This window comes from Rhizobium sp. GW821-FHT14E12, from assembly GCF_058803745.1.
On record NZ_JBXAPH010000008.1, the window covers coordinates 164,331 to 190,280 of the forward strand.

Sequence of the window (25,950 nt, forward strand, 5' to 3'; positions counted from 1 at the left end):
CCGACTACAGCATCCGGCGCAGCACCTCGTCCTTTTGGAAGAAATGGTGCCAGAGGGCTGCCAGGATATGCAGGCTGACGATCGCGTATAGACAATAGGCGCCATATTCATGGATCCCGGCGGCAAGTCTCGCCAGCGGCTTGTCGAACGGCAGGAGGTTGGGCCACTCGAAAAGCCCGAACCATGGCAGGTCGCGACCGCTGGCTGCCGAGGTCGTGTAGCCGGCGAGCGGCATCAGGATCATCAACGCATATAGCAAAATATGGACGCCGCGCGCCGCATAGTGGTTGAGGATGCCAAGCGGCTGGCGATAGGCGGGCTCGCCTAGGGAAAGCCTGAGCGGCAGGCGGATGACAATCAACACCAGCGCTGTCATGCCGAGCGACTTATGCACATCGAGAAGGCCGCGCCGCAACGTCGAGCCCGGCTCGAGATAGGAGCAATAAAGGCCGATGCCGAGCGCTGAGATAATCACGATGGCCATCATCCAGTGCAGGATTCGCTGCGACGGTCTGTATCGGAGCCTTGGCACATCGGACGACGCCTCGGTCATTGTAGACATATAATGGTTCTCCGATGGCCCTGGGATTCGACATTCTTGGGGTGATCGGCCGAAATATGGCTGATTTGAAGGCTTGCCAAATCACCTTCTTGCGAGCGGCCACGCCGTGGTGACCGTCAAATCCGAAACACGATCGACCCTCGTGCCGAAGCCGAGAGCACTTGACGAGGCGATGGAAATCATCGGCCAAAACACTTACCGGTACAGCCATTCCATTAGGGTTGAGTGACGTCTGCATCTAGGCAGGCGCGATCGGTGGCCTATCTTCCATTCTATTGTCCGTTCACCCTGTTTGTTTTCGGTGATTTTCTTTAGGACGGAATGGTTTAGTGTCGACTGGAACAAACCATCCGGGGGAGCCATGACCGACGCCGCGCTCGTCAATCGTATGCAACTGCCAAGACCGGACATCACGCCGGAGGAAGCAGCGGACCTCCTGCAGACGCATTACGGCCTGTCCGGAACGCTCACCGAACTCGGTAGCCAGCAGGACCGCAACTACCGCATCGATACCGGTGAGAACCGTTACGTCCTGAAGATCTGCCGCGCGGATTACAACATTATCGAGCTGGAAGCGCAGAACGCTGCCCTGCGCCATTTGCATGCCAAGCCGGATGCACCGCGCATACCCAATATCGTACCGTCGCAGACCGGCGAGGACATCCTTGCCGTCGCCATTCGCGAGCAGGATTATCTCGTTCGTTTGCTCAGCTACCTCCCCGGCCAATCGCTGACAAAGCGCAAGCATCTGCCGGTCGCCTCGGTTTCGGCACTCGGCGCTCTCTCGGCGCGGCTTGCCCGCGATCTCGCCGATTTCGATCATCCCGGCCTCCATCGCAATCTGCAATGGGACCTGCGTCGCGCCGGGCCGGTCGCCGTGCAGCTCCTATCCGCGATCACCGATCACGACGCGCGCGACCGCATCGCCAAGGCGATGGTCGCAGCCGTCAAGCGCATCCAGCCGCTCGCAGCCGGGCTTCGCGTCCAGCCCGTCCATCACGACGTCACAGACGACAATGTCGTCTGCCATCCGGACACGCATGGCCAGTCGATCCCGGACGGGGTGATCGATTTCGGCGACATCATCCAGGGCTGGCTGGTGGGAGACCTCGCCGTCACCTGCGCCTCGCTGCTCCACCATGCCGAAGGCGACCCCTTCATCGTCATCCCCGCCATCAAGGCCTATCATTCGGTCTATCCGCTCGAGGAAACCGAGCTGAAAGCGTTGTGGCCGCTGATCGTCGCCCGCGCCGTGATCCTTGCCGCCAGCGGCGAGCAACAGCTCGCCATCGACCCCGAGAACGATTATGTGCGCGGCAATCTTGAGCACGAGCGCGCGATTTTCGACGTCGCTACAGGCGCCGATCCGGACGTAATGGAGGCCGCGATCCTGCGCGCCGCCGGCCTCGACATCGCCCCGATCGCCACGGATGGCTGGGCGGCGCTGCTGCCGGATATCGCGCCGGACACGATTGCCGCCGTCGATCTTTCCACGACCAGCCCGCATTTTGCCGACGGCAACTGGCGCAAGCCCGACATGGACTGGCGGCTGCTCGCCAAGGAGGCCGTCGCCTCCGGCACGGCGGCAACGCGCTATGGCGAATTCCGTCTCTCGCGCGGCGATCTCCTTGGCATGACGCCACCGCAGAATTTCGCGCTGCACAGCGATGTCTGCCTGCCCGCCGGAACGACGGTTACGGCGCCCTTTGCCGGACACATCCAATGGGACGGCCAGCATCTCGTCCTTGCAGGCGAGGACGTCAGCCTGCATCTCGATGGCATCGATTGCACGCTGGAAGAGGGCGCCGAGATCGAGCAGGGTGCGACCATCGGCACGATCGCAGGCGAAAGCTCGACGATCGGCGGCCTGCGCGTGCAGCTTTGCCGCTCACCATCGATGGTGCCGCCGCTCTTTGCCGCAGCACACCAGGCCGATGGCTGGTCGGCGGTCTGCCCCTCGCCCGCTGCCGTTCTGAGCCCGGCCTGCGAAGCACCGCGAGAAGACGGCGCGGCCCTACTTGCCCGGCGCGCTGCGCATTTCGCCAGGCCGCAGAAACATTATTACGATGCCCCGCCACAGATCGAGCGCGGCTGGCGTGAATTCCTCTTCGACATCGAAGGCCGCGCATATCTCGACATGGTCAACAACGTCACCATGCTCGGCCACGCGCATCCGCGTCTGACTGCGGCCGTTGAGCAGCAATGGTCGCGGCTCAACACCAACTCCCGCTTCCATTATGCCACCGTCGCTGAGTTTTCCGAACGGCTGGCGGCGCTGGCGCCGGAGGGGCTCGACAGCGTTTTCCTGGTCAATAGTGGCTCGGAGGCCAACGACCTCGCCATCCGGCTTGCCTGGGCGCATACGGGCAAGAAAAACATGCTGTGCCTGCTGGAGGCCTATCACGGCTGGACGCTGGCAAGCGACGCCGTCTCCACCTCCATCGCCGACAATCCGCAGGCGCTGACAACACGGCCGGACTGGGTGCATCCCGTCGTTTCGCCCAATACCTATCGTGGCCCGTTCCGGGGGCCGGATTCGGGCGCGGATTACGTGGCCGGCGTGACGACGCTGCTGGCGGCCATGGACGAGAAGGGTGAAGGTCTTGCCGGCTTCATCGCCGAACCGGTCTATGGCAATGCCGGCGGCATCGCCCTGCCGCACGGCTACCTCACCGATGTCTATGCCGCGGTGCGCGGGCGCGGCGGCCTCTGCATCGCCGACGAGGTGCAGGTGGGCTACGGCCGGCTCGGCCATCATTTCTGGGGCTTCGAGCAGCAGAATGTGGTGCCGGATATCATCACCATCGCCAAGGGCATGGGCAACGGCCATCCGCTCGGTGCGGTCATCACCCGTCGCGAGATTGCCGAATCGCTGGAAAAGGAAGGCTATTTCTTTTCCTCGGCGGGCGGCAGCCCGGTGAGCTCCGTCGTCGGCATCACCGTGCTCGACATCATCAGGGACGAGAGTCTGCAGGAGAATGCCCGCGTCGTCGGCGATCATCTGAAGGCGGGGCTGGCCGCGCTTATGGAACACTTTCCGCTGATCGGCGCGGTGCACGGCACCGGTCTTTATCTCGGCGTCGAGTTCGTGCGCAACCGCGAGACGCTGACGCCCGCCACGGAAGAAACGGCTGATATCTGCGACCGGCTGCTCGATCTTGGCGTCATCATGCAGCCGACCGGCGATCACCTGAATGTGTTGAAGATCAAACCGCCGCTTTGCCTTTCGGCCGAGAGCGCCGATTTCTTCGTTAAAGCCTTGGAAAAGGCTCTGGAAGACACCGTCTAATCCCTCCCGGTGACGGCGTTAACCATTAGGGTAATTTAGCGACAAGCGAATTTTAGTGCCTTTTGGGGATTGTCGAATCTCGCGGTAATTCCTATTTGTTCATCGGTGATCGGCGATGCCGTTCCGCTACGGGAGGTTGCGAGGAGGTTGACACAACCATCCCCGTAATTAGCCAGGTACGGAATTATATTTTACCGATCGTCGATATTTTGACATCTTTCGGAATATGTTTCTGGAGATAGAATCGCTATTCTCTGCCAAGGTTGTAGATAATAGCACACCGGATCACCGGCTCCCTTGAGCGGAGCCAGAACAAGTACAACACCAACTAAGGAAAGTGACATGCTGAATATCAAGCTCATCGCCTCGATCCTTGGGTGGGCCGTGCTTGGCCATGACCGTTCGGGCGTGCTCTCCCGCCCGTGCTGTCGAATGTGACGTTCGTCCCCTAATCGGATTCAAACAGTCAATTCGCCATGTCTGCGCCGCTTGGGTGCGGAGGGAGTATTTTTATGAAGAAGCAAGTCATCGAATATGCTGGCGTTCCCGTCGGCATCGTTATTCCGGATGAAGACCGGCTGAAGTTCATCGCCGTGAAATACCATGTCCACGATCTGGACGAACAGCGTTTCAGAAACACGGACGAGGTCAAGCTCGCGATCCGCGATCTCCTCTCACGCCAACAGGCTAAGCCGATCCACGTTTGATGGATCGGCTTAGCCGCCACTTTTCCCATCGCGATATCACCCGCCCTCGCCCTTCGACAGGCTCAGGGTGAGGACTGATCTTCCACACTTATCACCACGCAATTTCGCGTTCGCTTCGGAAGTAAGCTATCGCCCAACCGAGTCAACGGTCGCCCCGCCCTCATGGTGAGGAGGCCCACAGGGCCGTCTCGAACCACGAGGGTCGGCCCCAACAGCACCGCCTCCCACAAACCCATCTTGTCTTTTCTCCCTCTTTGCGATCCTATCGCCATGACAACCTCGCGCTTCGAAAGGCGAAGGATTTTTCATTGGCTGATCTGCTCAATCTCCTGACCGACATCGACGGCCTCGCCGTCGGTCATTCCACCGACCTTGCGCTCGGCTCCGGCGTCACCGCCATCATCTTCGATGAACCGGCGATCGCCTCCGGCTCCGTGCTCGGAGGTGCGCCGGGCGGACGGGACACGGCATTGCTGGATCCGGCGATGACCATCAGCACGGTCGATGGTCTTGTGCTGTCGGGTGGCTCAGCCTTCGGGCTCGATGCCGCCGGCGGAGTTCAGGCGGGCCTGCGCGAGGTCGGACGCGGTCTGCAGATCGGGACGGCGCTCATTCCCCTCGTACCGCAGGCGATCCTCTTCGATCTCATCAACGGCGGCAACAAGGATTGGGGCCTCTATTCGCCCTATCGCGACATGGGTTACGCTGCCTTCAAGGCGGCGCAAAAGGGCACCTTCACGCTCGGCACAGTTGGCGCCGGCACGGGCGGGACGACGGCGACGGTCAAGGGCGGCCTCGGCTCGGCCAGCGCCGTCAGCAGCCGGGGGCACAGGATTGCCGCCATCGTTGCCGTCAATGCTCTTGGCACGGCCACTATCGGCGACGGCCCGCATTTCTGGGCGGCGCCCTTCGAAGAGAAGGGCGAATTCGGCGGGCTCGGCATGCCCGGGACCATCGACACGCGCCTGCGGCTGAAGGGCGGAAATGTCACGGCAACGACCATCGGCGCCATCGTCACCGATGCGCAACTGACCAAGGCGGAAGCCCACCGCCTGTCAATCTGCGGCCATGATGGCCTAGCCCGCGCGCTTCTACCGGCGCATCTGCCGCTCGACGGCGACACGGTTTTCGCCGCCTCCACCGGTAAGCACAAGCGCGACGACATGCCGAGCTTCATGGAACTCTGCCATCTCGCCTCCATCGTCATGGCGCGTGCGATTGCCCGCGGCGTATACGAGGCGACGGCGCTGCCGGTCGAGGGCGCGCAGCCGGCCTGGCGGGATCGCTTTCCCAACCGAACGGCCTAGCCGGAGATCCATCCATGCAGATCCGGGCGCTGATCTATTTCGACGAGCTGGTGCGTACCAACTCCATGCGCCAGGCGGCGGAAAACCTGAACGTCGCGCCGACGGCGATCAGCCGGCAGATCGAAAATCTCGAATATCATTTCGGCACGCCGCTGGTGGAGCGCAGCGCCCGCGGTGTCAAGCTGACCGCCGCCGGTGAGCTGCTGGCCGTGCGCGCCGGGCGGACGCTGCGCGAACTCGACCATGTGCATCAGCTGATCGAAGACCTGAAGGGCCTGCAGCGCGGCCGCGTCAGCGTCTATGCCAGCGGCGCCACCGTCGCCAACCTGCTGGCACCGGCGCTGGCCGAATTCAGCCTGCGCTATCCGAAGCTGCGCTTCGAGGTGACCATCACCAGCGCCCGCAGCGCCATCGAAGCCGTCAACGGCGCCGAGGCCGATATCGCCGTGACGCTGTTCGCGCCGCCGCTTTCGGGAACCAAGGTGCGGCTTCGCTCGGAAATCACCTATGACGTCATCGCCGCGACAAACCATCCGCTGGCGGCGCGCAAGGAGGTCTCGCTTGCCGAACTCGCAGCCCATTCGCTCGCTGTACCTGACCGCACCTTCGGCGCTCGGCAGGCCTTCGATGCGCTGTTCGAGCGCGAAGGACTGGTACTCGACCCGGTGTTCGAGAGCAGTTCGCTCGAGATGCAGAAGGAGCTGGTGCTGCGGGGGGCCGCCATCACCATGCTGCCGGCGCTGACCGTGCAGCGGGAAATCCAGGCCGGCCAGCTCGTGGCGCTGCCGGTCGCCGGCGGCAAGGGGATCAGGACGCCGATCGATCTCTGCGTTGCGCCGGACCGCCAACTCTCCTTCGCCGCCGGCAAGCTTCTCGATTTCATCGAGCGCTTCATGCGCGAACAGGTCATCGACAAGGGGAAGCGCGATTGATCGCAGGCGAAGGATTTAAACCAGGCAAAATCAGTGTAGCCATATCAGCTACACTGAGCACACATTTTTATAATTGTGTGTGCGCCTGCGAGATGACACTATTTTGAAAAATGGCCGTATGCCGGAGGGAAAAGCCGGCATTGCGAGCTAGAGCCAAGGGAACTGATATGACCACGTTTTTACGTCCGAGCCTGGGCGATTTTGCTCGCCGTCTTGCCTGTGGCGCCGCAATCTCGGCGGGGCTGCTACTGATGGGCATGACATCGGCCGAAGCCGCCAAGACGACGCTGAACATCGGCATGACGGTCGAACCCACCGGCCTCGATCCAACGATCGCCGCCCCCGTTGCCATTGGTCAGGTGACCTGGCAGAACATTTTCGAAGGACTGGTCGCCATCGACGAGAGCGGCAAGGTCGTGCCGCAGCTCGCCAAGAGCTGGGAGATTTCTCCCGACGGGCTGACCTATACGTTCAAGCTGCAGAGCGGCGTCAAGTTCCACGACGGCCAGACCTTCGATTCGGCGGCGGCGAAATTCACGCTCGACCGCGCCCGCGACGCCAAATCCGTCAATCCGCAGAAGCGCTTCTTCACCACCATCGCCTCGATCGACACGCCGGATCCGGAAACGCTGGTGCTGCACCTTTCCTCGCCGACCGGCAGCCTGCTCTATTGGCTCGGCTGGCCTTCCTCCGTCATGGTCGGCCCGAAATCGACCGCCAACGACAAGACGACGCCTGTCGGCACCGGCCCGTTCAAGTTCGCGTCCTGGGCCAAGGGCGACCATGTCGAACTTGCCAAGAACCCGGACTACTGGAACAAATCCGTCGACGTGAAGCTGGAGAAGGTGACCTTCCGCTTCATTCCCGACCCGCAGGCGGAAGCCGCAGCCCTCAAGGCCGGCGACCTCGACGCCTTTCCTGAGTTTGGCGCGCCCGAGCTGATGAGCTCTTTCGACGGCGATCCCAGGCTGATGACCAAGGTCGGCAATACCGAGCTGAAGGTCGTCGCCGGCATGAACAACACGCGCAAGCCCTTCGACGACAAGCGGGTGCGTCAGGCGCTGATGATGGCGCTCGATCGCAAGACGGTTATTGACGGCGCCTGGTCGGGCTTCGGCACGGCAATCGGCAGTCATTACACGCCGAACGATCCGGGCTATCAGGATCTGACCGGCACACTGCCTTTCGATGCCGCCAAGGCCAAGGCGCTGCTTGCCGAAGCCGGCTATCCGAACGGCTTTACCTTCACCATCAAGACGCCGCAAATGGCCTATGCGCCCAGAAGCGCCCAGGTGATGCAGGCGATGTTTGCCGATATCGGCGTCACCATGAATATCGAGCCGACGGAATTTCCGGCAAAATGGGTGCAGGACGTCTTCACCGGCCGCGACTACGACATGACCATCGTCGCCCATGCCGAGCCGCGCGACATCGACATCTATGCGCGCGATCCCTATTATTTCAACTATAAGAACCCAGCCTTCAACGACCTGATGAAGAAGGTCCAGCTCACCGCCGATCCGGCCGAGCAGGACAAGCTCTATGGCCAGGCACAGACGATCCTCGCCGAGGATGTGCCGGCGCTCTTCCTCTTCGTCATGCCGAAACTCGGGGTCTGGGACAAGAAGCTGAAGGGCCTCTGGGAGAACGAACCGATCCCCTCGAACGTCCTGACCAACGTTTCCTGGGAAGACTAACCTCTTTCAGCGCCGCGCAGCCGGGCGTGACCCGGCCATGGACATGCAATGATCGTACTTCTCACCCGCCGGATCATGGGCCTTTTCCTGACCCTGATCGCCGTTTCGCTGCTGCTTTTCGCGGTGATGGCCCTGCTGCCGGGCGATCCCGCCGCCATCACGCTCGGCACATCGGCAACGCCGGAGACGCTGGCGGCGCTCAGGCATGAAATGGGCCTCGACCAGTCGCTGATCCTCCGCTACGGCCAGTGGCTCGGCGGCGCGCTGACCGGCGATCTCGGCATGTCCTATACCTATGGCGTGCCTGTCGCAGGCCTGATCGCCGAACGGCTGGCCGTGACGCTGCCGCTTGCGATCCTCGCCATCCTCCTTTCCATCCTGATCGCTGTGCCGCTCGGCGTTGCCGCCGCCGCCAAGCGCGGCGGCGTCTTCGACATCATCGCCACGCTGTTTTCGCAGATGAGCATCGCCGTGCCCGGTTTCTGGGTCGGGCTGCTGCTGATCCTGCTATTCGCGACTTCGCTTGGCTGGATGCCGGCCGTCGGCTTTCCCGGCTGGGGCAACGGCCTGTGGCCGGCGCTTAAAGCGCTGATCATGCCGGCCGTGGCACTGGCCCTACCGCAGGCCGGTGTGCTGACCCGCGTCACCCGCTCGGCGGTGCTCGACACGCTGCATGAGGATTTTGCCCGCACCGCCATCGCCAAGGGCTTGTCCCGTAGTGCGGTGCTCTGGGGGCATGTCGTGCCCAACGCGCTGATGCCGGTGATGACCATTCTCGGCCTGCAATTCACCTTCCTCGTCGCCGGCGCGGTACTGATCGAAAACGTCTTCAACCTGCCCGGCCTCGGACGGCTGGCCTATCAGGCACTCAGCCAGCGCGACGTCATCGTTCTTCAAGACGTGGTGCTGTTCTTCGCCGGCCTCGTCATCGTCGTCAATTTCCTGGTCGATCTTTCCTATCTGGTTATCGATCCCAGGCTTCGCAGCGGAGCGACGCGATGACCATGGCCGAGACCGCATCCCCTCGCCGTTCCCGTTTTCGCGCGCTGCGCCGCGCCAACCTCGTCGTCGGCGCGATCATCATCCTCGCGCTTGTCGGCGTCGCCATCCTGTCGCTGTTCTGGACGCCGTTGCCGCCGGCGAAGATGCAGATCATTCACAAGCTGCAACCGCCTCTCGGCTTCGGCCTTCTCGGCACCGATCAGCTCGGCCGCGACGTGCTGTCGATGCTGATGGCCGGCTGCTGGAATTCGCTATCGATCTCAGTGTCGGCGGTGGCGATCGGCGGCACGATCGGCACGATGATCGGCGTCGCCGCCGCGGCTCAACGCGGACTGTTCGAGGCGCTGGTCATGCGCGCCTGCGACGTCATCTTCGCGCTGCCGCCGATCCTGTCGGCGATGATCCTCGGCGCCTTTCTCGGCACCGGACGCCTAACCGCCATCATCGCCATCGCCACATTCATGGTTCCGGTGTTTGCCCGCGTGGCGCTGAGTTCGGCGTTGCAGGCCTGGAGCCGTGACTATGTGATGGCGGCGCGCGCCATCGGCAACACACCCTTTTCGATCACCATGCGGCATGTGCTGCCGAATATCCTGAGCGGCATCATCGTGCAGGCGACGATCCAGCTTGGCCTGGCGATCCTGACCGAAGCGGGCCTGAGCTTCCTCGGCCTCGGCGTACCGCCGCCGGCCCCGACCTGGGGGCGGATGCTGGCGGATGCACAGACCTATCTCGGATTGGCGCCCTGGCTCGCCATCCTGCCGGGCCTGGCGATCGCGCTTTCCGTCCTCGGCTTCAACATGCTCGGCGACGGCCTGCGCGATCTTCTCGATCCGCGCGAAGCCCGTCGCTGAATTCAGACCACGAAGAGTATCGACCATGACCGAAACGACCGATCTTTCCATCCGCCAGCTCCTGGAGAAGTTTTCCGCAAAGAGCCTCTCGCCGAGCGAATATTGGCTAGCGCTGGAAACGCATATCGCGGCCTGGGAGCCGACCATCGCAGCGCTCTATGCCTATGACCCGGAAGACGCGCGCAGGCAGGCCGCAGCCTCCACCGAGCGTTGGGCAAAAGGCGCCCCGCTCGGGCCGCTCGACGGTATTCCTGTCACGCTCAAGGAACTGATCGCCACCAAGGGCCAGCCGGTGCCGCTCGGCACGGCAGCCGTCGAACTCGTCCCCGCCGCCGAGGACGCGCCGATTGCCGCGCGGATGCGCGAGGACGGCGCGGTGATCTTCGCCAAGACCACCTGCCCCGACTACGGCATGCTCTCCTCCGGCCTTTCCAGCTTCCACAAGCTCAGCCGTAATCCCTGGGATCCCTCGCAGAACCCCGGCGGCTCCAGCGCCGGTGCTTCGGCTGCGACCGCGGCCGGCTACGGCCCGCTGCATATCGGCACGGATATTGGCGGCTCGGTGCGGCTGCCCGCCGGCTGGACCGGCATTTTCGGCTTCAAGCCGAGCCATGGCCGCATTCCGGTCGACCCCTATTATGTCGGCCGCTGCGCCGGGCCGATGACCCGCACGGTCGAGGACGCCGCCTTTTCCATGGCAACGCTCTCGCGTCCCGACTGGCGCGACGGCACCAGCCTGCCACCAAACGACTTCAACTGGATGGATCTCGATATCGACGTACGCGGAGTGAAGATCGGCCTGATGCTCGATGCCGGCTGCGGCCTGCCTGTCGATGAAGAAGTGCGCGATGCCGTCGTTGCCGCCGCCAGGCGTTTCGAAGAGGCCGGCGCCATCATTGTCGACGTTGCGCCGGTGCTAACGCGGCAGATGCTGGATGGGTTGGATGTCTTCTGGCGGGCGCGTTTCTGGGGCGATATCGTCAATCTGAGCGAAGAACGCCGCGAGATGATCCTGCCCTATATCCATTCCTGGGCAAAGGGCGGCGCCGATATCAGCGGCGTCGAGGCCGTGCGCGGCTTCAACCAAACGATCGAGATGCGCAAGAGCTGCGGCAGGCTCTTCACGGAGGTCGATGCGGTGCTGTCGCCAACCAATCCGATCGTCTCCTATCCGGCCGAATGGGCCTCGCCCACCAACGATCCGGCCCTACCCTTCGAACATATCGGCTTCACCGTTCCCTGGAACATGTCGGAGCAGCCGGCCTCCTCGATCAATTGCGGCTTCTCCCGCTCCGGCATGCCGATCGGCCTGCAAATCGTCGGCCCACGTTTCGGTGACATGCTGGTCCTGAAACTCTCGAAAGCCTTCGAGACCTGGACTGGCGGCGTGACGAACTGGCCGAAAGCGCCGGGCTAGGATCCCCGCTACAGGGTCGCCGCACCCTTTTCCGCGACATCGGCGCCGAGATCCAGAAGCGCCTTTTCGATCACGCGCAGATCATCCTGAAGGCCGTCGTCAGCACTCATCGTACTTTCGCTGCCGGCGCGCTGGATGCCACGCGCTTCGCTCTGCAGTTCGAGCAGCCGGTCGATCTTGCGGTTGCGCCGGAGGTGGCTGTCGCCGAGAATATCCCTGATCGCCTGTTCCATCGCGGTAATCGGCATGATGCGTCTCCTCTCGAACAAAACGATGTTCATTCGAGAGAATAACGATCCAGATCCGCGACGGTTCCGATCAGCGCTCAATCACCGAGGCGGCGGTAGCCGGTCGGATACTCATAGAGCCAGCCGATGCGCTCGACGGCGGCGGCAAAATTCTCGCGGGCGACGGTCATAGTGTGGCCGTTGGCATGGATGATGGTTTCCGGATCTTCCATCACCGCCGCATGGCCCTTCCAGAAGACGAAATCGCCGCGCTTCAGCTCCTCGCGAGCGATCGGCTTGCCAAGCCCGGCCGCCTGCATGTCGGAATCGCGCGGCGCGGCGCGGCCCGTCATCAGGAGCGCAAGCTGGATCAGGCTGGAGCAGTCGACACCAAGGCCAGAGCGACCGCCCCACAGATAGGGCGTTTCCATGAATTTCGCGGCGATATCCACATAGTCGCCGCCGTCATTATAGCCGATCGGCTGCACATGCTTGGCGAAAATGGCAGTGCCGTCTTCCAGCACGACATAATGATTGCCGCGCGCCTCCGCTGTGCCGGTGACACGAACGCGGCTGCCCATGGAGAGCACGCCGGTATAGGGCTTGCGTAGTTCCGGCTCCGGATAGAGGAAAGTCCGCTGCGGGACGACGATATGGGTCGGCGCGGCCGGCCCCTCCTTGATCGCATCTTCAGGCAGATAGCCGACATAACCGTCCGAAACAGCCTTCACCCAGGCCCAACCATCCTTGCGCTCGAAAACCGTGACATCCTCGCCGAGCAAAAGCTCCGTATCGATGCCGCGTGCCAGATCCGGCTGCGGACGCAGCGCGATGACCGGAACGGCAACCTGCGCCGTGGTGCCCACGACGAAACGCTCGGCCTCGACCTGGCCCCGAAGAGAGGCTTCGGCGAGATCGGGCCGGTAGGCATTAAGGCGGCGGTCGAGCGTCATGACGATGGTCCCTAGACTGATAGTTTGCGGCCTTGCGCGATGACGAGATCACCGAGCTTTTCGAGATAGAGCGCGCCGGTTACCGTGCGCTTGATGATGACATTGCGACGATCGCGGTCGTCGCGCACGCGGTCGACCAGCCCCATCTCGCCCATGGTGTCGAGCGCGCGGGTGATGACCGGCTTGGTGACGCCAAGCGTCGCGGCAAGCCCGCGCACCGTATGCGGCGGCGGCACGAGATAGATCTGCAAGAGGATTGTCGTCTGCCGTAGGGTCAAATCATGATCCTCGCGGCGCACCTGTTCGAGCGCCACGCCATGCCAGAGGCCGAGAGCCTGCGAGGCAGAGAGTTCAAGCGGCAAGGGCAACCCCGAAGATCGTTACGCTACCGTTTCAGTTTCTGCCAAGATCGTGGCGGATTCAAGGGGAATTCATCAACCCTTCGCCCCGCAAATGCGGGGAGAAGGTGGGACGGAGGCATTGAGCGAAGCGAAATGTCGAGGGCTCGGATGAGGGGCTTTCTCGGAAGCAGCCGCAAGTCCGGAATTACTGTCTTCTCGGACCGCATCACGGTGATGGTCAGGCGAGTCCGGTGTTGCCGCACCGTTGCGCCTGGCCCCTCACCCTAGCCCTCTCCCCGCATTGCGGGGAGAGGGGATTGTGGCGTCCTACCGCACACTCTCCCGGATATGGTGATACAGCGCCCGGATCGCCTGCGCCTCGCCGCCGCCCGGCGAATGCGGGCGTTCGTTCTGAGCCCAGCCATAGATATCGAAATGCACCCAGCTCGGGGTCTTCGTCACGAAGCGACGCAGGAACAGCGCTGCCGTGATCGAGCCGGCCATGCCGCCGGAGGGGGCATTGGTGATATCGGCGAATTTGGCGCGGATATCCTTGTCGTAGCCATTATAAAGCGGCAGGCGCCAGAGCGGATCATCGGTCTCGAGACTCGCCTCTGTGAGGTCGCGGGCGAGATCATTGTCATCGGTGAAGAAGGGCGGCAGGTCGGGGCCGAGCGCGACGCGAGCAGCACCCGTCAGCGTCGCCATATCGATCATAAGGTCCGGCGCGTCTTCATCGGCATAGGCGAGAGCATCGGCGAGGATCAGCCGGCCCTCCGCATCGGTATTGTCGATCTGCACCGTCAGGCCCTTGCGGCTTCTATAGATGTCACCGGGACGGAAGGCATTGGCGGAAATCGAGTTTTCGACGACCGGCACGATGACGCGCAGATCGACCTTGAGCTTGGCGTCCATGATCATCAGCGCCAGGCCCATGACATTGGCGGCACCGCCCATGTCCTTCTTCATCAGCAGCATCGAGGAGGCCGGCTTGATGTCGAGACCGCCGGTATCGAAGCAGACGCCCTTGCCGACCAGCGTGATGCGGCGATGACCCTTCTTGCCCCAGCGTAGTTCCAAGAGGCGGGGCGCATCGGCGCTGGCGCGGCCGACGGTGTGCACCAGCGGGAAATTCTCCTTCAGCAGGTCGTCGCCGATGATGACGGACATCTCCGCCTTGTAATGCTCGGCAAGCGCCCGGAAGGCGGCTTCGAGCTGTTCCGGCCCCATGTCGTTGGTCGGCGTATTGATGAGGTCGCGGGCGAGGAAGACGCCGGCGAGCTGCCGCTTGATATCGGCGGCATCGGCGTCGCGCGGGATCATCAGTGTGGGTCCGGCCGCCTTTTCCGACTTGTAGCGGTCGAAGCGGTAGCTGCCGAGGCCGAAGCCGAGCGAGAGCCGGTTAGCCGTCAGCGGCGCGGTCTCGATATGCCACTCGCCAGCCGGCAGCGATCGCGCCAGTTTGCCGGTGAGGAAAGGCTGTTCCGAGGGGTTGGAGCCGAGGCCGAACAACGCACCGCCGAGATGGCCTTCAGCCGTCGGGATCAGCAACAGCGAGCCGCTTTCCGCCTTGTAACCAGCCTTGTGCGCCCAATCGAGCGCGATGGGGTCGATAGTGCCGGTCTCGATATGCGCCGGGGTAACGGCGAAGATCGGCAGCGTCGCGCCACCCTTCGAATTGAACGGCGTCGCGCGCTCGATGTACTGATAGGGGGCCATGACTATCCTTTGGCGGTCATTTCGGGGAATCATTGGTTAACTGTCTGTTAGGGTTAACAGATTATTGCTGGAGCGAACATTGCGTCAAACCTTTCCCTGTTCCGATTTGAGGCCAGACGCAGGACTCTGACATTCAGGGATAGGGACATGTCTGCCGCCTCAACCACGTCTTCGCTCAAGACTTTCCTTTTCCGTGGCGCATCGGCAGCCCTTCTGGCGCTGGCGCTGGCGGGCTGCTCGACGACGGGCAAGGACAAGATGACGACCGGTTCGATCTCGACAGTGTCGAAGCCGGTCGACCAGATGGACAGCGCCGACCTCGCCCGGGCGACCCTTACCCTCGGTAAGGCCTACGATACCAATCCGAAGGACCGCGACACCGGCGTCAACTACGCCAATGTGCTGCGCATGAGCGGCCGCAGCGAACAGGCGCTCGCCGTCATGCAGCAGGTGGCGATCACCCATCCGAGCGACCGCGGCGTGCTGGCCGCCTACGGCAAGGCCCAGGCGGCGGCCGGCCAACTGCAAGAGGCGCTTGCGACCATCGACCGCGCGCAGCTTCCGGATCGGCCGGACTGGCGGCTGGTTTCGGCCGAAGGCGCGATCCTCGACCAGCTTGGCCGCTCGAACGAGGCCCGCGGCAAATATCGCGACGCCCTGGTGCTTGCCCCGAACGAACCGTCCATCCTTTCCAATCTCGGCATGTCCTATGTGCTGACCGGCGACCTCAAGACCGCCGAAACCTATCTGCGCTCCGCCGCCGGCCAGCCGACGGCCGACAGCCGCGTGCGCCAGAACCTCGCCCTCGTCGTCGGCCTGCAGGGCCGCTTCCCCGAGGCCGAGCAGATCGCCCGCCAGGAGCTGACGCAGCAGCAGGCCGATGCCAATGTCGCCTATCTGCGCGGCATGCTGGCGCAACAGAATTCCTGGCAGAAACTCGCCGCCAGCGACGGTGCCAAGAAGGCTGTCAATTAGGCCTTCAGCGCCAGATATGCCGCGGCAGGCCCTCGCTCACGAGCCGGGCGCCGAGGGCACCCATGACGGCGCCCGCTACCCTGTCGATCCAGAGCTTTGATCCCAAATAAAGCGCGCGCGGGCGGTTCGACGAGAAAGCAAGCGTCACCACCGTGTACCAGCCTACCTCGATCGCAAAGACCGCCGGCGGCAGCGCAACCAGCAGCCAGAGAGCGGGTTGCGCTGGGAGAAGTGCGGCAAAGATACTGCCATAGAAGATCGCGGTTTTCGGATTGCTGAGCTGCGTGCCGAGCGCGAACCAGTAATTGCGCGCGACGCTCGCTCCGGCGGGCGATGCCGGCGCGTCGAGGGCGAGATCCTGCGCTGCGCCGCGCCAGATGCGGATGCCGATATAGATCAGATAGAGGCCGCCCGCGACCTTCAGGGCGAGATAGAGCCATTCGACCTGCATCAGCAGCGCGCTCAAGCCGAACAGGGCCAGGGTCGCGAAAATGACGCTGCCGGTTCCCATGCCGAAGGCGGCGGCGAGCCCCGCCTGGCGCGAGCGGGAAACGGCGATGCGGGACACCAGGACAAAACTCGGTCCAGGGCTGACCGCGCCGATGAGGACGGCGGCAATGACGGTGAAAAATATGGCTATGGATGACATGCGGCACCTCCCGATACGGCTGAAAATCTGTCCGGGCGGCGGGCGCGGATCGTGCCGCGCCTTCTCGATGATCATCCATCTCGTGCCGCCTGCGACACTGATCGGAAAGTAACCACCTTCCGTGCCGGCGGCAAGTTCAACCCGTCAGAACTTGTCCATCACCTGGATGATCGCCGGGCCGAGGATGACGGCCATGAGGACGGGCAGGAAGAAGATGATCATCGGCACGGTCAGTTTCGGCGGCAGCGCGGCGGCCTTCTTTTCCGCCTCGTTCATGCGCTCGTCGCGGCCTTCCTGCGCCAACACGCGCAGCGCCTGCGAGACCGGTGTTCCGTAGCGCTCCGCCTGGATCAGGGCCTGCGTCACCGACTTGACGATTTCGATCTGGGTGCGGGCGGCGAGATTGTCAAAGGCGGTGCGGCGGTCCTGCAGGAAGGAAAGCTCCGCCGTGGTCAACACCATTTCCTCGGCAAGTGCCGGCGATTGCTCCGCCATTTCCTCGGAGACGCGGCGCATGCCGGCCTCGATGGAGATGCCCGATTCCACGCAGATCAGCATCAGGTCGAGCGCATCCGGCCAGGCGCGCTTGATGGATTTTTGCCGCTTGGCCACCCGGTTGGAAATATAGATATTCGGTGAGTAAAAACCGAGATAGCTGTGTCCGATGACACCGAAAAGACGGAGAGGAAACGGCTTGGCGGCGAAATAACCAAGGCCGAAAACCAGGAAGATGGCGACGGCCAGGAACAGAAAGGGCAGCAGGAAACGCGCCACCAGGAACATGTTCAGCGCGTTTTCCGAGCGCAGGCCGGCGGCGCGCAGGCGATTGACGGTGTTGGTATCGACCAGAGCGTTGCGGAGATTGAAGCGCTCGACGATCTGACGGACGTTTTTGTTGTTCTGGCTGCGCAGGGACGCCTTGCCGCCGTCCGTGTTCAGCCGGGCGCGCTCCCGGGCGCGGATCTGCTCGCGCTCGGTGGAGACCGCCTTCATGCGCTTGTTGAGATCGCCGCGCTCGAGGAAGGGCACGGCAATCGTGTAGAAGGTGGCGAACACGGCAATCGCCACGAAAACGGCGAGGATCGTGCCGGGGTCTGTCAATCTGGCGGCGATATCGGAACTCATGAGCTGTGTCTTTCCTTCCGATCAGATCTCGAAATTGACCATGTTGCGCATGATGTAGACGCCGACCGACATCCAGATACCGGCGGCTCCCATGATCAGGTGGCCGCGCGGATCGGTGAACAGGATCATCATGTATTGCGGCGAGGTCAGGTAGACGAGCAGCATGACGATGAAGGGTAGCGCGCCGATGATGACAGCCGAGGCCTTGGCTTCCATCGACAGCGCCACCACCTTCGCCTTCATCTTCTTGCGCTCGCGCAACACCTTGGCGAGGTTGCCCAGCGCCTCGGAGAGATTACCGCCCGCCTGTGCCTGGATGGCGATGACGATCGAGAAGAAGTTCACCTCCTGCAGCGGCATGTGATTGTTCATGCGCGCGCAGGCATCGGTCATGCTGAGGCCGACCTGCTGCGTTTCGACCACCCTGCGGAACTCGGATTTGACCGGCTCGCGCGCTTCGCTCGCCACAAGGCGCACCGCGTCGTTGAGCGGCAGGCCGGAGCGGATCGAGCGGGTGATGAGATCGAGCGCGTTCGGAAACTCCTCCAGAAACTTGTTCTGCCGGCGCTTGATAAGGAAGCCGACGACCCAGCGCGGCAGACCGAAGGCTGCAGCGAATGGCAGGCCGGCGATAACGGCGAGCGGCGCGCCGAAAAGAAAGGCGACGACCATGACGAAAAGGCCGAACAGGACACTGAATAGATAGAAACGCGCCGGCGTCAGCGACAGGCCAGCCTGTACGAGGCGCGCTTTCAGCGACTGCTTCTTCTTCGTGTTCTCGACTTGGCGCTTCTCCAGATCCTTGAGCGTGTCCTGCACCGATTTGCGGCGCTTCGACATTTCCTGCACGCGGTCGCGCGCCGCCTTGACCTTGGAGCGATCACCCTCGGCCGCCTTGACCCGGCTAACGCGGCTGTCCTTCTTCTTCTGCGCCTCGATCTGGGAATAAAGAACGCCGTAGCAGACCGCCGCCGCCGAGACGGCTGCGAGCACGACAATCAAAAGCACCACCGGATCGACACCGAACATCGGGAAAGTCCTATTTCGAGTTGTTTTCCATCTCGTCGAGGGCCGCCGCCAGGCGCTTTTCCTCGTTGTAGTAGCGAGCGCGGTCCCAGAAATGCGGCTTGCCGACGCCGGTCGACATGTGCCGGCCGATGATGCGGCCGTTGGCGTCCTCGCCTTCCATTTCGTAGCGCATCAGGTCCTGGGTGATGATCACGTCGCCTTCCATGCCGATCACCTCGGTGATCTGGGTGATGCGGCGCGAACCGTCACGCAGGCGGGCGGCCTGGACGATCACGTCGACGGAGGTGGAGATGATTTCGCGCACCGTCTTTGCCGGCAGGCTGTAGCCACCCATGGCGATCATCGATTCGATACGGCTGAGGCACTCTCGCGGCGTGTTGGCGTGGAGCGTGCCCATGGAGCCGTCGTGACCGGTGTTCATCGCCTGCAACAGGTCGAAGACCTCCGGCCCACGCACTTCACCGACGATGATGCGCTCAGGACGCATGCGCAGGCAGTTCTTGACGAGGTCGCGCATGGTGATCTCGCCCTCACCTTCGATATTCGGCGGCCGGGTTTCGAGCCGGACGACATGCGGCTGCTGCAGCTGCAGTTCGGCCGTATCCTCGCAGGTGATGACGCGCTCGTGGCGGTCGATATAGTTGGTGAGGCAATTCAGCAGCGTCGTCTTGCCCGAGCCGGTACCGCCGGAAATGACGATATTGCAGCGAACGCGGCCGATGATCTGCAGAAGCGTCGCGCCCTCCGGCGTAATGGCGCCAAAGCGGACGAGCTGGTCGAGCGTCAGCTTGTCCTTCTTGAATTTACGGATGGTGAGCACCGGGCCATCGATCGACAGCGGCGGCGCGATGACGTTGACGCGCGATCCGTCCGGCAGGCGGGCGTCGCAGATGGGGCTCGATTCATCGACGCGGCGGCCGACCTGGCTGACGATGCGCTGGCAGATGGACAGAAGTTGGGCATTGTCGCGGAAACGGATTTCCGATTCGATGGTCTTGCCGCCGACTTCGATAAAGGTCTGGCCGGCGCCGTTGACCATGATGTCGGCAATATCGTCACGCGCCAGCAACGGCTCCAGCGGGCCGTAGCCAAGCACGTCGTTGCAGATATCCTCGAGCAGTTCCTCCTGCTCGGAAATCGACATCGCGAAGTTCTTGATGGTGATGATGTCATTGACGATATCGCGGATTTCCTCGCGCGCCGCCTCGGCATCGAGCTTGGAGAGCTGCGAGAGGTCGATCGTATCGATCAGCGCGGCAAAGACCTGCGACTTGGTGTCGTAATATTCCTCGGTACGGGCTGGCCGGCGGCGTGTCGGCGTCTGCATCGACGGCGGCGGCACCTGCTGACGCTGCGGCGAGGCCTCGCGCGCCGGCTCGACCAATATGGTCGATGTCGCGGGCGGCGCGTCGGATGGAGCGCGCGCCGGCGCCGGCGGAGGGGCTATGCCGCCGCTCTTTGCAGGACCTTCATTTCCGCGTCTGCCAAACATGCCGTCGATCCAATTCTACGCTTGAGCATGACCCCGAAAATGCGAACCGCCTTTCCAATCCGATCATGCGAAATCAAACAGTTACTTCCGTTTCAGGAGGCCGAGCAGGCCGCCTTTCTTTGCCTTCTTCAGCGCCACGCGCCCAGTAACGATATGCGATATCTGCGAGAAGGTTTCGGCGATCGGCGACTTCGGATCGGTCTCCGAAATCATCCGGCCGCTATTGGCCGCGTTGCCGAACAGGTTGATGTCGAAGGGAATGATCGCGATCGGGTCGGTTTCCAGCGGCTCGCAGAATTCCGAGGGGCCGATTTCCGGGCGCTTCGGCATGCCGACCTGATTGAGGATGAGATGCGGCGCCTTGTCGTTGGGACGCAGCTTGCGCAGCGCATCCAGCATGTTCTTGGCGTTGCGCAGATTGGCAAGATCGGGCACCGCGCAGATCACGACCTCATCGACGGACGAGAGTACGGAGCGCGTCCACTCGGTCCACAGATGCGGCATGTCGAGGACGGTCACCGGCGCGCTGCGCTGCAGGACGTCGAGCACCGGCTGAAACGCCTGGCCCTCGAAATCATAGGCACGATCGAGCATGGAGGGAGCGGCGAGCAGCGACAGATGCTGCGAGCATTTGGTCAGCAGGCGGTCGAGAAAAACCTCGTCGAGACGCTCCGGCGCAAAGACGGCCTCGGCGATGCCCTGGGCCGGATCCTGGTCGAAATCGATATTGGCGGTGCCATAGGGCAGGTCGAGATCGGCCAGAATGGTCTCGACCGAGAACAGGTTGGAGATGCCGAAGGCGCAATTATGCGCGATGGTGGACGCCCCTACCCCACCCTTGGCGCCGATGAAGGCGACGCTGCGGCCAATCGGCTCGGCATCTGGATCGACGAAAATCGCCGCCATCGCCGCCATGATGTCTGTCATGGTCACGGGCTGGACGATATATTCGGAAATGCCGTTGCGGATGAGCTCGCGATAGAGGCTGATATCATTGTGATGGCCGACGATCACCACCTTGGTGGTCGGATCGCAGACGGCAGCGAGCGGTGCGAGTTCGGCCAGGAGATTCTGCGGATTGGCGCGGGTTTCCAGGATGATCAGATTGGGCGTCGGCGCTGAGGCGAACATGTTTGCCGCCGCCGCCGTGCTGCCGCCGGTGATCCTGAGATTGACCTTGGACATGCGCCGGTCGTTGGCGCATCTGTCCATGACCTGGTGCAACTGCTCGCTCTCGCAGAAGGCATGCACGGAAATGCGCGGCAACGGCCGCATATTCTCGATATCGCCCGTGCGCGGCGCATCCTCGGCGTCCGCCGCAGTGGGCCTGATATCGTAATCGATGGCGCTCATGACTTTATCCTGTTCCGGCGACGGCTGGCTCTCATGTTCAGAAACTGCTGACTGACGCGGTGCTGGTTGCGGTCGTGCCAGTGCGATAGTTGCCAATCACCTTGCTGCGCTGGTCGGCATCGATCGGCGTCATGGCGCGCGGCGCGATGAGATCGGTCGGATTGGCGACTTGTGCGGCGAGGTTGTTCTGGGTGGCACAGCCGAAATTGTAGTAATTCTGGTTGTCGAAGGCATTGTCGGCGAGATCCGCCGGCCATTGGCCGCAAGCATTGGTAACCGCCGTCGTCGCCATGAAGCGGAGGCGGATCGGGGCGGCGTCGCCGGGACCGCCGGCCGGATAATAGCTGTCGACGATACGCGCCGACGGGATGCCGCTCGCCACCAGTTCCTGGTGGATCTGCCGGCGCAGGTTGGAAGCGGCCGGCGAATTCGCCGATTCCCGCGGGGTCATGATTTCCACCGTGCCGGTGGCATGGGCGCGATAATCCTGAACAAAGCCGCGGACGGTGTCGCGCATGCCGGAGGTCAAGCGGCGATCGCTGACCGAAACGGGAATGTCGACGCGGTGCTCCTTGTCCGTGAGCACGATCGGATGGCGCTGACGATAGTCGTCGGTAATAGCGCTGGTGGTCATGCCGTCCCTGGAGCCGGCGCAACCGCTGACGGCGGTGGCCATTACAATCATGGCAAGCGCTGCAAACCGCGGCCCACCGGTGCGGGGCGCATTACGATCGAGGCTGGCCATCTTTTGGTCTCTCGTTGATCCGGTTGAAAAGGGGCGCGTCACCATCGTTCCCCTCACTTGTAGATGAAGCCGACCGTGCCGTGGAAATCGGCATCGGCGACCGGCGGCGCATCCTTGCGGCCGTAGATCTTGTTGACACGGTTCATGAAAAAGACGCCGGCATCGTTGCTCGGCGAGAAATTGTCGTCCGGGCGAGCGATCTGGTTGCGCGCCACCGGCCGCACGAGATAGGGCGTCGCGATGATCACCAGTTCGCTCTCGTCACGCTGAAAGGTCTTCTGGCGGAACAGCGCGCCGAGGATCGGGATCTTCGAAGCGCCGGGCGTTCCGGTGGTGGACTGCTGCACATTGTCGCTCAAAAGGCCGGCAAGGGCGATGGAGCCGCCCGACGGCAATTCGACCGAGGTATCGGCCGCGCGCCGATTGTAGGTCGCAGCACCGGTGGTGCCGGTCGGTTCGGAGACCTGGGTCTGGACATGCAGGCTGATACGGCCGGCCGACAGGACAACCGGCGTGAAGGCGAGGCTGATGCCGTAGGTATATGGCGTGATCGTCACTTTGCCGTCGCTGTCGATGACGGAATAGAGCGTCTGGCCGCCGGAATTGAAGGTCGCCGCCTGGCCTGAGATCGCCGTCAACGTCGGCTCCGCAAGGGTGCGGACGGCACCCGCCTGTTCCATGGCGTTGAGATAGCTACTGACATTGTATTTGCCGAGTGCGGTCTTGAACAAGGCGCTGAGGCCGCCATTACCCGTGGCGGCGGTCGAATCGCTGCTGATATTGCCGAGTTGCGCGACAGTGAGGCCGGAGGAATTGCTGACGAGATTGTCGAAGCCGATCTGCTTCAGCACGCTGCGCTTGACCTCGGCGACGGTGACCTTGAGCGTCACCTGATCCTCGCCCTCGATCTGGAGAAGATTGACGATCTGCGAGGTCTGTCGTCCCTCGGCGAAGAGTGCGACCGAACTGTCGCCACCCGTGCCGCTGGCGGTTTCGGTGCGGGTCGTGGCCTCGCCACCCTTCAGGAAGGCTCCGGCCAGCTGCTGGGCGCGGGACGAATCCTGTGGTGTACGCACCGAGCCGGTCAGAACGATATTGTCGGAGACGATCTCGACACTGATGTCGGAGTCCGGAATGAAGCGCTTGAGATTAGTCTGCAGCCCGGAAATATCGCGCTCGATCTGCAGGTCGAGGCTGACGATCTCCTGACCGTTGGCGCCGAAGACGAAGATATTCGTCTGGCCGACCGTCTTGCCGAAGAGATAGATGCGGCGCGAGGTGCGCGTGACCGCGTCCGCCATCTTGGGATCGGACACGAGGATATCATGGGCATCCGCCGGCAGGTCGACCACCAGTGCCTTGTTGAGCCCGAGCTTCAACGTGCGTTTGGTGTTCAGGCCGGCAATCGTGACGATGCTGTCGGCACCATCGGCCTTGGCGACGGCGGTCCGCAGAAAGACAGGAGCTTTGGCAAATGGAAGGCCGGCAAACGCGACCGAGAAGGAGAGCGCCGCCAGCAGGGGAAGGCCGGTTATCTGATTGATTTTCAACATGGTCCCGCCCCTTCTCATTGTGTCTTGGCCGCGGCTGTGCCGTTGGCGATGATGGCACCCGACTTGATGACCTGAACGACAGCGCCGCCATTGTCGCCGGAAAGCAGATAATCGGCGGCCGTCGTATCCGACTGCTGCGCGTCAGCAACCGAGCGCAGCGCCAGTGTCAGCCGGTCAGCCATCTGCTGGGCGACCGCGAGCACCTTCGTCTGGTCCGGCGTCAGCTCCAGCGTTGCGGTGGTGCCGACCACGGCCTTGGTGCCATCCTGCTTTTCCTCGATCTGCTGATCGACGGCCAGGATGCGGACGTTGCTGAGCACGGTCTCGGTCACGAATTTCTGGGTATCGCCCTTGCGCACCATGATCACGTCGACGCGGTCATTGGGGAGAATGAAACCGCCCGCACCCGTGGCGACCGAGATTTCGGTGGCAACGGCGCGCTTGCCGGAGGGCAATAGCGAGGACAGAATGCGGCTGCTGGCGTCGGCAACCTTTTCTTCGCGGATCGGCTCGCCCTCGAAGATCGGCAGGCGAACGACTGCGCCGTTCAGGTCCTTCAGCGCATCGGGCCGCTCGGCTTGGGTAATGAGCCCCTTGACGACACCGCTCTGCGGCCAGGCCATCCAGTGGATCGATTTCTCATTCAGGCGTGATCCCACGGGAAGATTGGCGTCGGCAACGAGCACATTGACCGTCGCCTCCTTCTCCACCACCGTCTCGACCTGCTGCACGATATTGCGCGAGCCGGCCAGATGCATCGCCAGCAGTCCGGCAAGCCCTGCCGTGACGACTGCTACTGCGAGTATCATTATACGAGCGGGTTTCATTGATCATTCCTTGGGGAATACGATTCTTCGCCCCGCAGAATGCTCAGTAATTGGTGTAATTATGGTTAATGGTATCTTACATCTACTATTGTTTCACTATAATTATTTAAGCAATACAATATATAAAGAGACACCACACCAATCGAATACTTAGAATATGCTAATTTAGATAATTCGCGACGTGACCACAACAACCAGCGGCGACGACGGGAAGGCGAGAACGCCGCCAATGGCGATGGCGATGCCATAGGGGATCTTCTTGGCGATCAGCAGCGAATTCGGCAGCGGCAGGCCCATGGCCATGATGGCATTCGACTGCGAGCGTATCATCAGGATGGCGATCGTCACCACGCCGCCGAGGAAGGCGACATAGACGAGAAAAGTGAGAAGCGACGGATCGAAGCCGAACCAGAGCGCCGATGCCGCCAGCAGCTTGGCATCGCCGCCGCCCATGACATTCAGGGCGAAGAGCGCGAAGCAGGCGCAGAAAACGATGGCCGCACCGGCGGCATGCATGCCGATCTCGGGCAGCGTCAAGCCGATGAGCGGCGCAAGCACGATAAAGGCGCCGAGCAGAACGAGCGACACCCGGTTCGGGATCGTCATCGTCAAAAGGTCGGAGATAGCTGCGACCGACAGGCAGAGCGGAAAAATCAGCAATGTTGCCGTTTCAAGCATTAAAGATAAACTGCCTTTGCGGTATAGGTAAAAAAAATCGAAAACCGCTCGCCAGATAGAGCGGTTTTCGTTAGTAACGACCAACGCTGCAGAAACAGGGTTGGTTTCAGGTGTTATTATTGCGCCTTAGTACCCGCTGGACTGAGTGGAGGCCGAAGTCATCTTCGACGCAATACCTCGGAAGGTGGTATTCAACGTACCACCCAGCGTCGTAGCGCCAGTGATGATGGCAACCGAGATCAGGGCAGCGATCAGGCCGTATTCAATGGCGGTCGCGCCGGATTCGTCTTTCAGGAAACGCGAAAAAAGCTTGGTCATAATTTAACTCCACTCGATTTGTTGACAGCACGTCCGCCAACTGTGCCGTTGATCGGATGGGTTGAACCGTAACGGGTGGCCGTTTCCATCGCTTTAAGGAAATGGGTTAACAGATCGCCAATTCCGAAGCAAAAATAGACTAGTTAATATAAATTCAGGTCTTTCCGGGCATTTTTAAAGAAAATCTTCAGACACAACG

Annotated in this window: 24 protein-coding genes; 9 read left to right on the plus strand and 15 right to left on the minus strand. The window is 62.4% G+C overall.

The annotated features are described in order from the left end of the window. Positions 1-4: 4 nt before the first annotated feature. A complete protein-coding gene (locus tag AC1RO0_RS24865; RefSeq protein WP_498595255.1) occupies positions 5-562 on the minus strand; it encodes a cytochrome b in 558 nt (185 codons plus the stop codon). A 361-nt stretch (positions 563-923) separates the two neighbouring features. On the opposite strand from AC1RO0_RS24865, the gene AC1RO0_RS24870 reads away from it, so the two are divergent. The 8 genes from AC1RO0_RS24870 to AC1RO0_RS24905 all read left to right on the plus strand — a co-directional run bounded on the left by AC1RO0_RS24870 (position 924) and on the right by AC1RO0_RS24905 (position 11,767). Then, positions 924-3,851, plus strand: a complete 2,928-nt coding sequence (locus AC1RO0_RS24870; protein ID WP_498595256.1) for an aminotransferase — start codon at positions 924-926, stop codon at positions 3,849-3,851. A gap of 512 nt (positions 3,852-4,363) precedes the next feature. Next, positions 4,364-4,558 (plus strand): hypothetical protein, encoded by a 195-nt coding sequence (locus tag AC1RO0_RS24875; RefSeq protein WP_007701777.1) that lies wholly within the window; start codon positions 4,364-4,366, stop codon positions 4,556-4,558. Positions 4,559-4,866: 308 nt separating this feature from the next. Further along, a complete protein-coding gene (locus tag AC1RO0_RS24880; protein ID WP_498595257.1) occupies positions 4,867-5,865 on the plus strand; it encodes a P1 family peptidase in 999 nt (332 codons plus the stop codon). Between the two features lie 14 nt (positions 5,866-5,879). Continuing rightward, positions 5,880-6,797, plus strand: a complete 918-nt coding sequence (locus AC1RO0_RS24885) for a LysR family transcriptional regulator (protein WP_498595258.1) — start codon at positions 5,880-5,882, stop codon at positions 6,795-6,797. A 167-nt stretch (positions 6,798-6,964) separates the two neighbouring features. Next, a complete protein-coding gene (locus tag AC1RO0_RS24890) occupies positions 6,965-8,494 on the plus strand; it encodes an ABC transporter substrate-binding protein (RefSeq protein ID WP_498595259.1) in 1,530 nt (509 codons plus the stop codon). Positions 8,495-8,542: 48 nt separating this feature from the next. Beyond that, on the plus strand, positions 8,543-9,496 hold the full coding sequence (locus tag AC1RO0_RS24895; protein WP_498595260.1) for an ABC transporter permease: 954 nt from the start codon (positions 8,543-8,545) through the stop codon (positions 9,494-9,496). Beyond that, the gene (locus AC1RO0_RS24900) at positions 9,493-10,350 is read left to right on the plus strand and encodes an ABC transporter permease (RefSeq protein ID WP_498595261.1); all 858 of its coding nucleotides are present in this window, start codon (positions 9,493-9,495) and stop codon (positions 10,348-10,350) included. The genes AC1RO0_RS24895 and AC1RO0_RS24900 overlap by 4 nt, the downstream gene beginning before the upstream one ends. A 25-nt stretch (positions 10,351-10,375) precedes the next feature. Next, positions 10,376-11,767 carry an amidase gene (locus AC1RO0_RS24905; protein WP_498595262.1) on the plus strand — a complete coding sequence of 464 codons (1,392 nt, stop codon included), beginning with the start codon at positions 10,376-10,378 and terminating at the stop codon, positions 11,765-11,767. A gap of 8 nt (positions 11,768-11,775) precedes the next feature. On the opposite strand, the gene AC1RO0_RS24910 is transcribed toward AC1RO0_RS24905, so the two are convergent. The 4 genes from AC1RO0_RS24910 to AC1RO0_RS24925 all read right to left on the minus strand — a co-directional run bounded on the left by AC1RO0_RS24910 (position 11,776) and on the right by AC1RO0_RS24925 (position 15,007). Next, a complete protein-coding gene (locus AC1RO0_RS24910) occupies positions 11,776-12,015 on the minus strand; it encodes a hypothetical protein (RefSeq protein ID WP_498595263.1) in 240 nt (79 codons plus the stop codon). A gap of 77 nt (positions 12,016-12,092) precedes the next feature. After that, entirely contained in the window at positions 12,093-12,947 is an 855-nt protein-coding gene (locus tag AC1RO0_RS24915; RefSeq protein ID WP_498595264.1) for a C40 family peptidase, read from the minus strand. A gap of 11 nt (positions 12,948-12,958) precedes the next feature. Then, positions 12,959-13,309, minus strand: coding sequence for a MarR family transcriptional regulator (locus tag AC1RO0_RS24920; RefSeq protein WP_007701799.1), 351 nt, complete (start codon positions 13,307-13,309; stop codon positions 12,959-12,961). A 306-nt stretch (positions 13,310-13,615) separates the two neighbouring features. Further along, positions 13,616-15,007 carry a leucyl aminopeptidase family protein gene (locus tag AC1RO0_RS24925; RefSeq protein WP_498595265.1) on the minus strand — a complete coding sequence of 464 codons (1,392 nt, stop codon included), beginning with the start codon at positions 15,005-15,007 and terminating at the stop codon, positions 13,616-13,618. Positions 15,008-15,154: 147 nt separating this feature from the next. Here AC1RO0_RS24925 and AC1RO0_RS24930 point away from each other — a divergent pair, with 147 nt between their 5' ends. Next, positions 15,155-15,982, plus strand: a complete 828-nt coding sequence (locus tag AC1RO0_RS24930) for a tetratricopeptide repeat protein (RefSeq protein WP_498595266.1) — start codon at positions 15,155-15,157, stop codon at positions 15,980-15,982. 4 nt (positions 15,983-15,986) lie between these two features. On the opposite strand, the gene AC1RO0_RS24935 is transcribed toward AC1RO0_RS24930, so the two are convergent. The 10 genes from AC1RO0_RS24935 to AC1RO0_RS24980 form a co-directional block, all read right to left on the minus strand. Then, positions 15,987-16,631: a LysE family translocator gene (locus AC1RO0_RS24935; RefSeq protein ID WP_498595267.1), complete on the minus strand. Its 645-nt coding sequence runs from the start codon at positions 16,629-16,631 to the stop codon at positions 15,987-15,989. A 144-nt stretch (positions 16,632-16,775) separates the two neighbouring features. After that, positions 16,776-17,756: a type II secretion system F family protein gene (locus tag AC1RO0_RS24940; RefSeq protein WP_498595268.1), complete on the minus strand. Its 981-nt coding sequence runs from the start codon at positions 17,754-17,756 to the stop codon at positions 16,776-16,778. Positions 17,757-17,777: 21 nt separating this feature from the next. After that, the gene (locus AC1RO0_RS24945) at positions 17,778-18,785 is read right to left on the minus strand and encodes a type II secretion system F family protein (RefSeq protein WP_498595269.1); all 1,008 of its coding nucleotides are present in this window, start codon (positions 18,783-18,785) and stop codon (positions 17,778-17,780) included. Between the two features lie 10 nt (positions 18,786-18,795). Continuing rightward, complete coding sequence (locus AC1RO0_RS24950) at positions 18,796-20,277, minus strand: TadA family conjugal transfer-associated ATPase (protein ID WP_498595270.1); 1,482 nt, start codon at positions 20,275-20,277, stop codon at positions 18,796-18,798. An 81-nt stretch (positions 20,278-20,358) separates the two neighbouring features. Continuing rightward, positions 20,359-21,630, minus strand: a complete 1,272-nt coding sequence (locus tag AC1RO0_RS24955) for a CpaE/TadZ family protein (protein WP_012650779.1) — start codon at positions 21,628-21,630, stop codon at positions 20,359-20,361. Positions 21,631-21,667: 37 nt separating this feature from the next. Next, a complete protein-coding gene (locus AC1RO0_RS24960) occupies positions 21,668-22,375 on the minus strand; it encodes a CpaD family pilus assembly protein (RefSeq protein WP_498595271.1) in 708 nt (235 codons plus the stop codon). A 53-nt stretch (positions 22,376-22,428) separates the two neighbouring features. After that, positions 22,429-23,928: a type II and III secretion system protein family protein gene (locus AC1RO0_RS24965; protein WP_498595272.1), complete on the minus strand. Its 1,500-nt coding sequence runs from the start codon at positions 23,926-23,928 to the stop codon at positions 22,429-22,431. A gap of 14 nt (positions 23,929-23,942) precedes the next feature. After that, the gene (cpaB, locus tag AC1RO0_RS24970) at positions 23,943-24,755 is read right to left on the minus strand and encodes a Flp pilus assembly protein CpaB (RefSeq protein ID WP_498595273.1); all 813 of its coding nucleotides are present in this window, start codon (positions 24,753-24,755) and stop codon (positions 23,943-23,945) included. A gap of 165 nt (positions 24,756-24,920) precedes the next feature. After that, positions 24,921-25,433, minus strand: a complete 513-nt coding sequence (locus AC1RO0_RS24975; protein WP_498595274.1) for an A24 family peptidase — start codon at positions 25,431-25,433, stop codon at positions 24,921-24,923. A 126-nt stretch (positions 25,434-25,559) separates the two neighbouring features. Further along, positions 25,560-25,751 carry a Flp family type IVb pilin gene (locus AC1RO0_RS24980; protein ID WP_498595275.1) on the minus strand — a complete coding sequence of 64 codons (192 nt, stop codon included), beginning with the start codon at positions 25,749-25,751 and terminating at the stop codon, positions 25,560-25,562. Between the last annotated feature and the right edge of the window lie 199 nt (positions 25,752-25,950).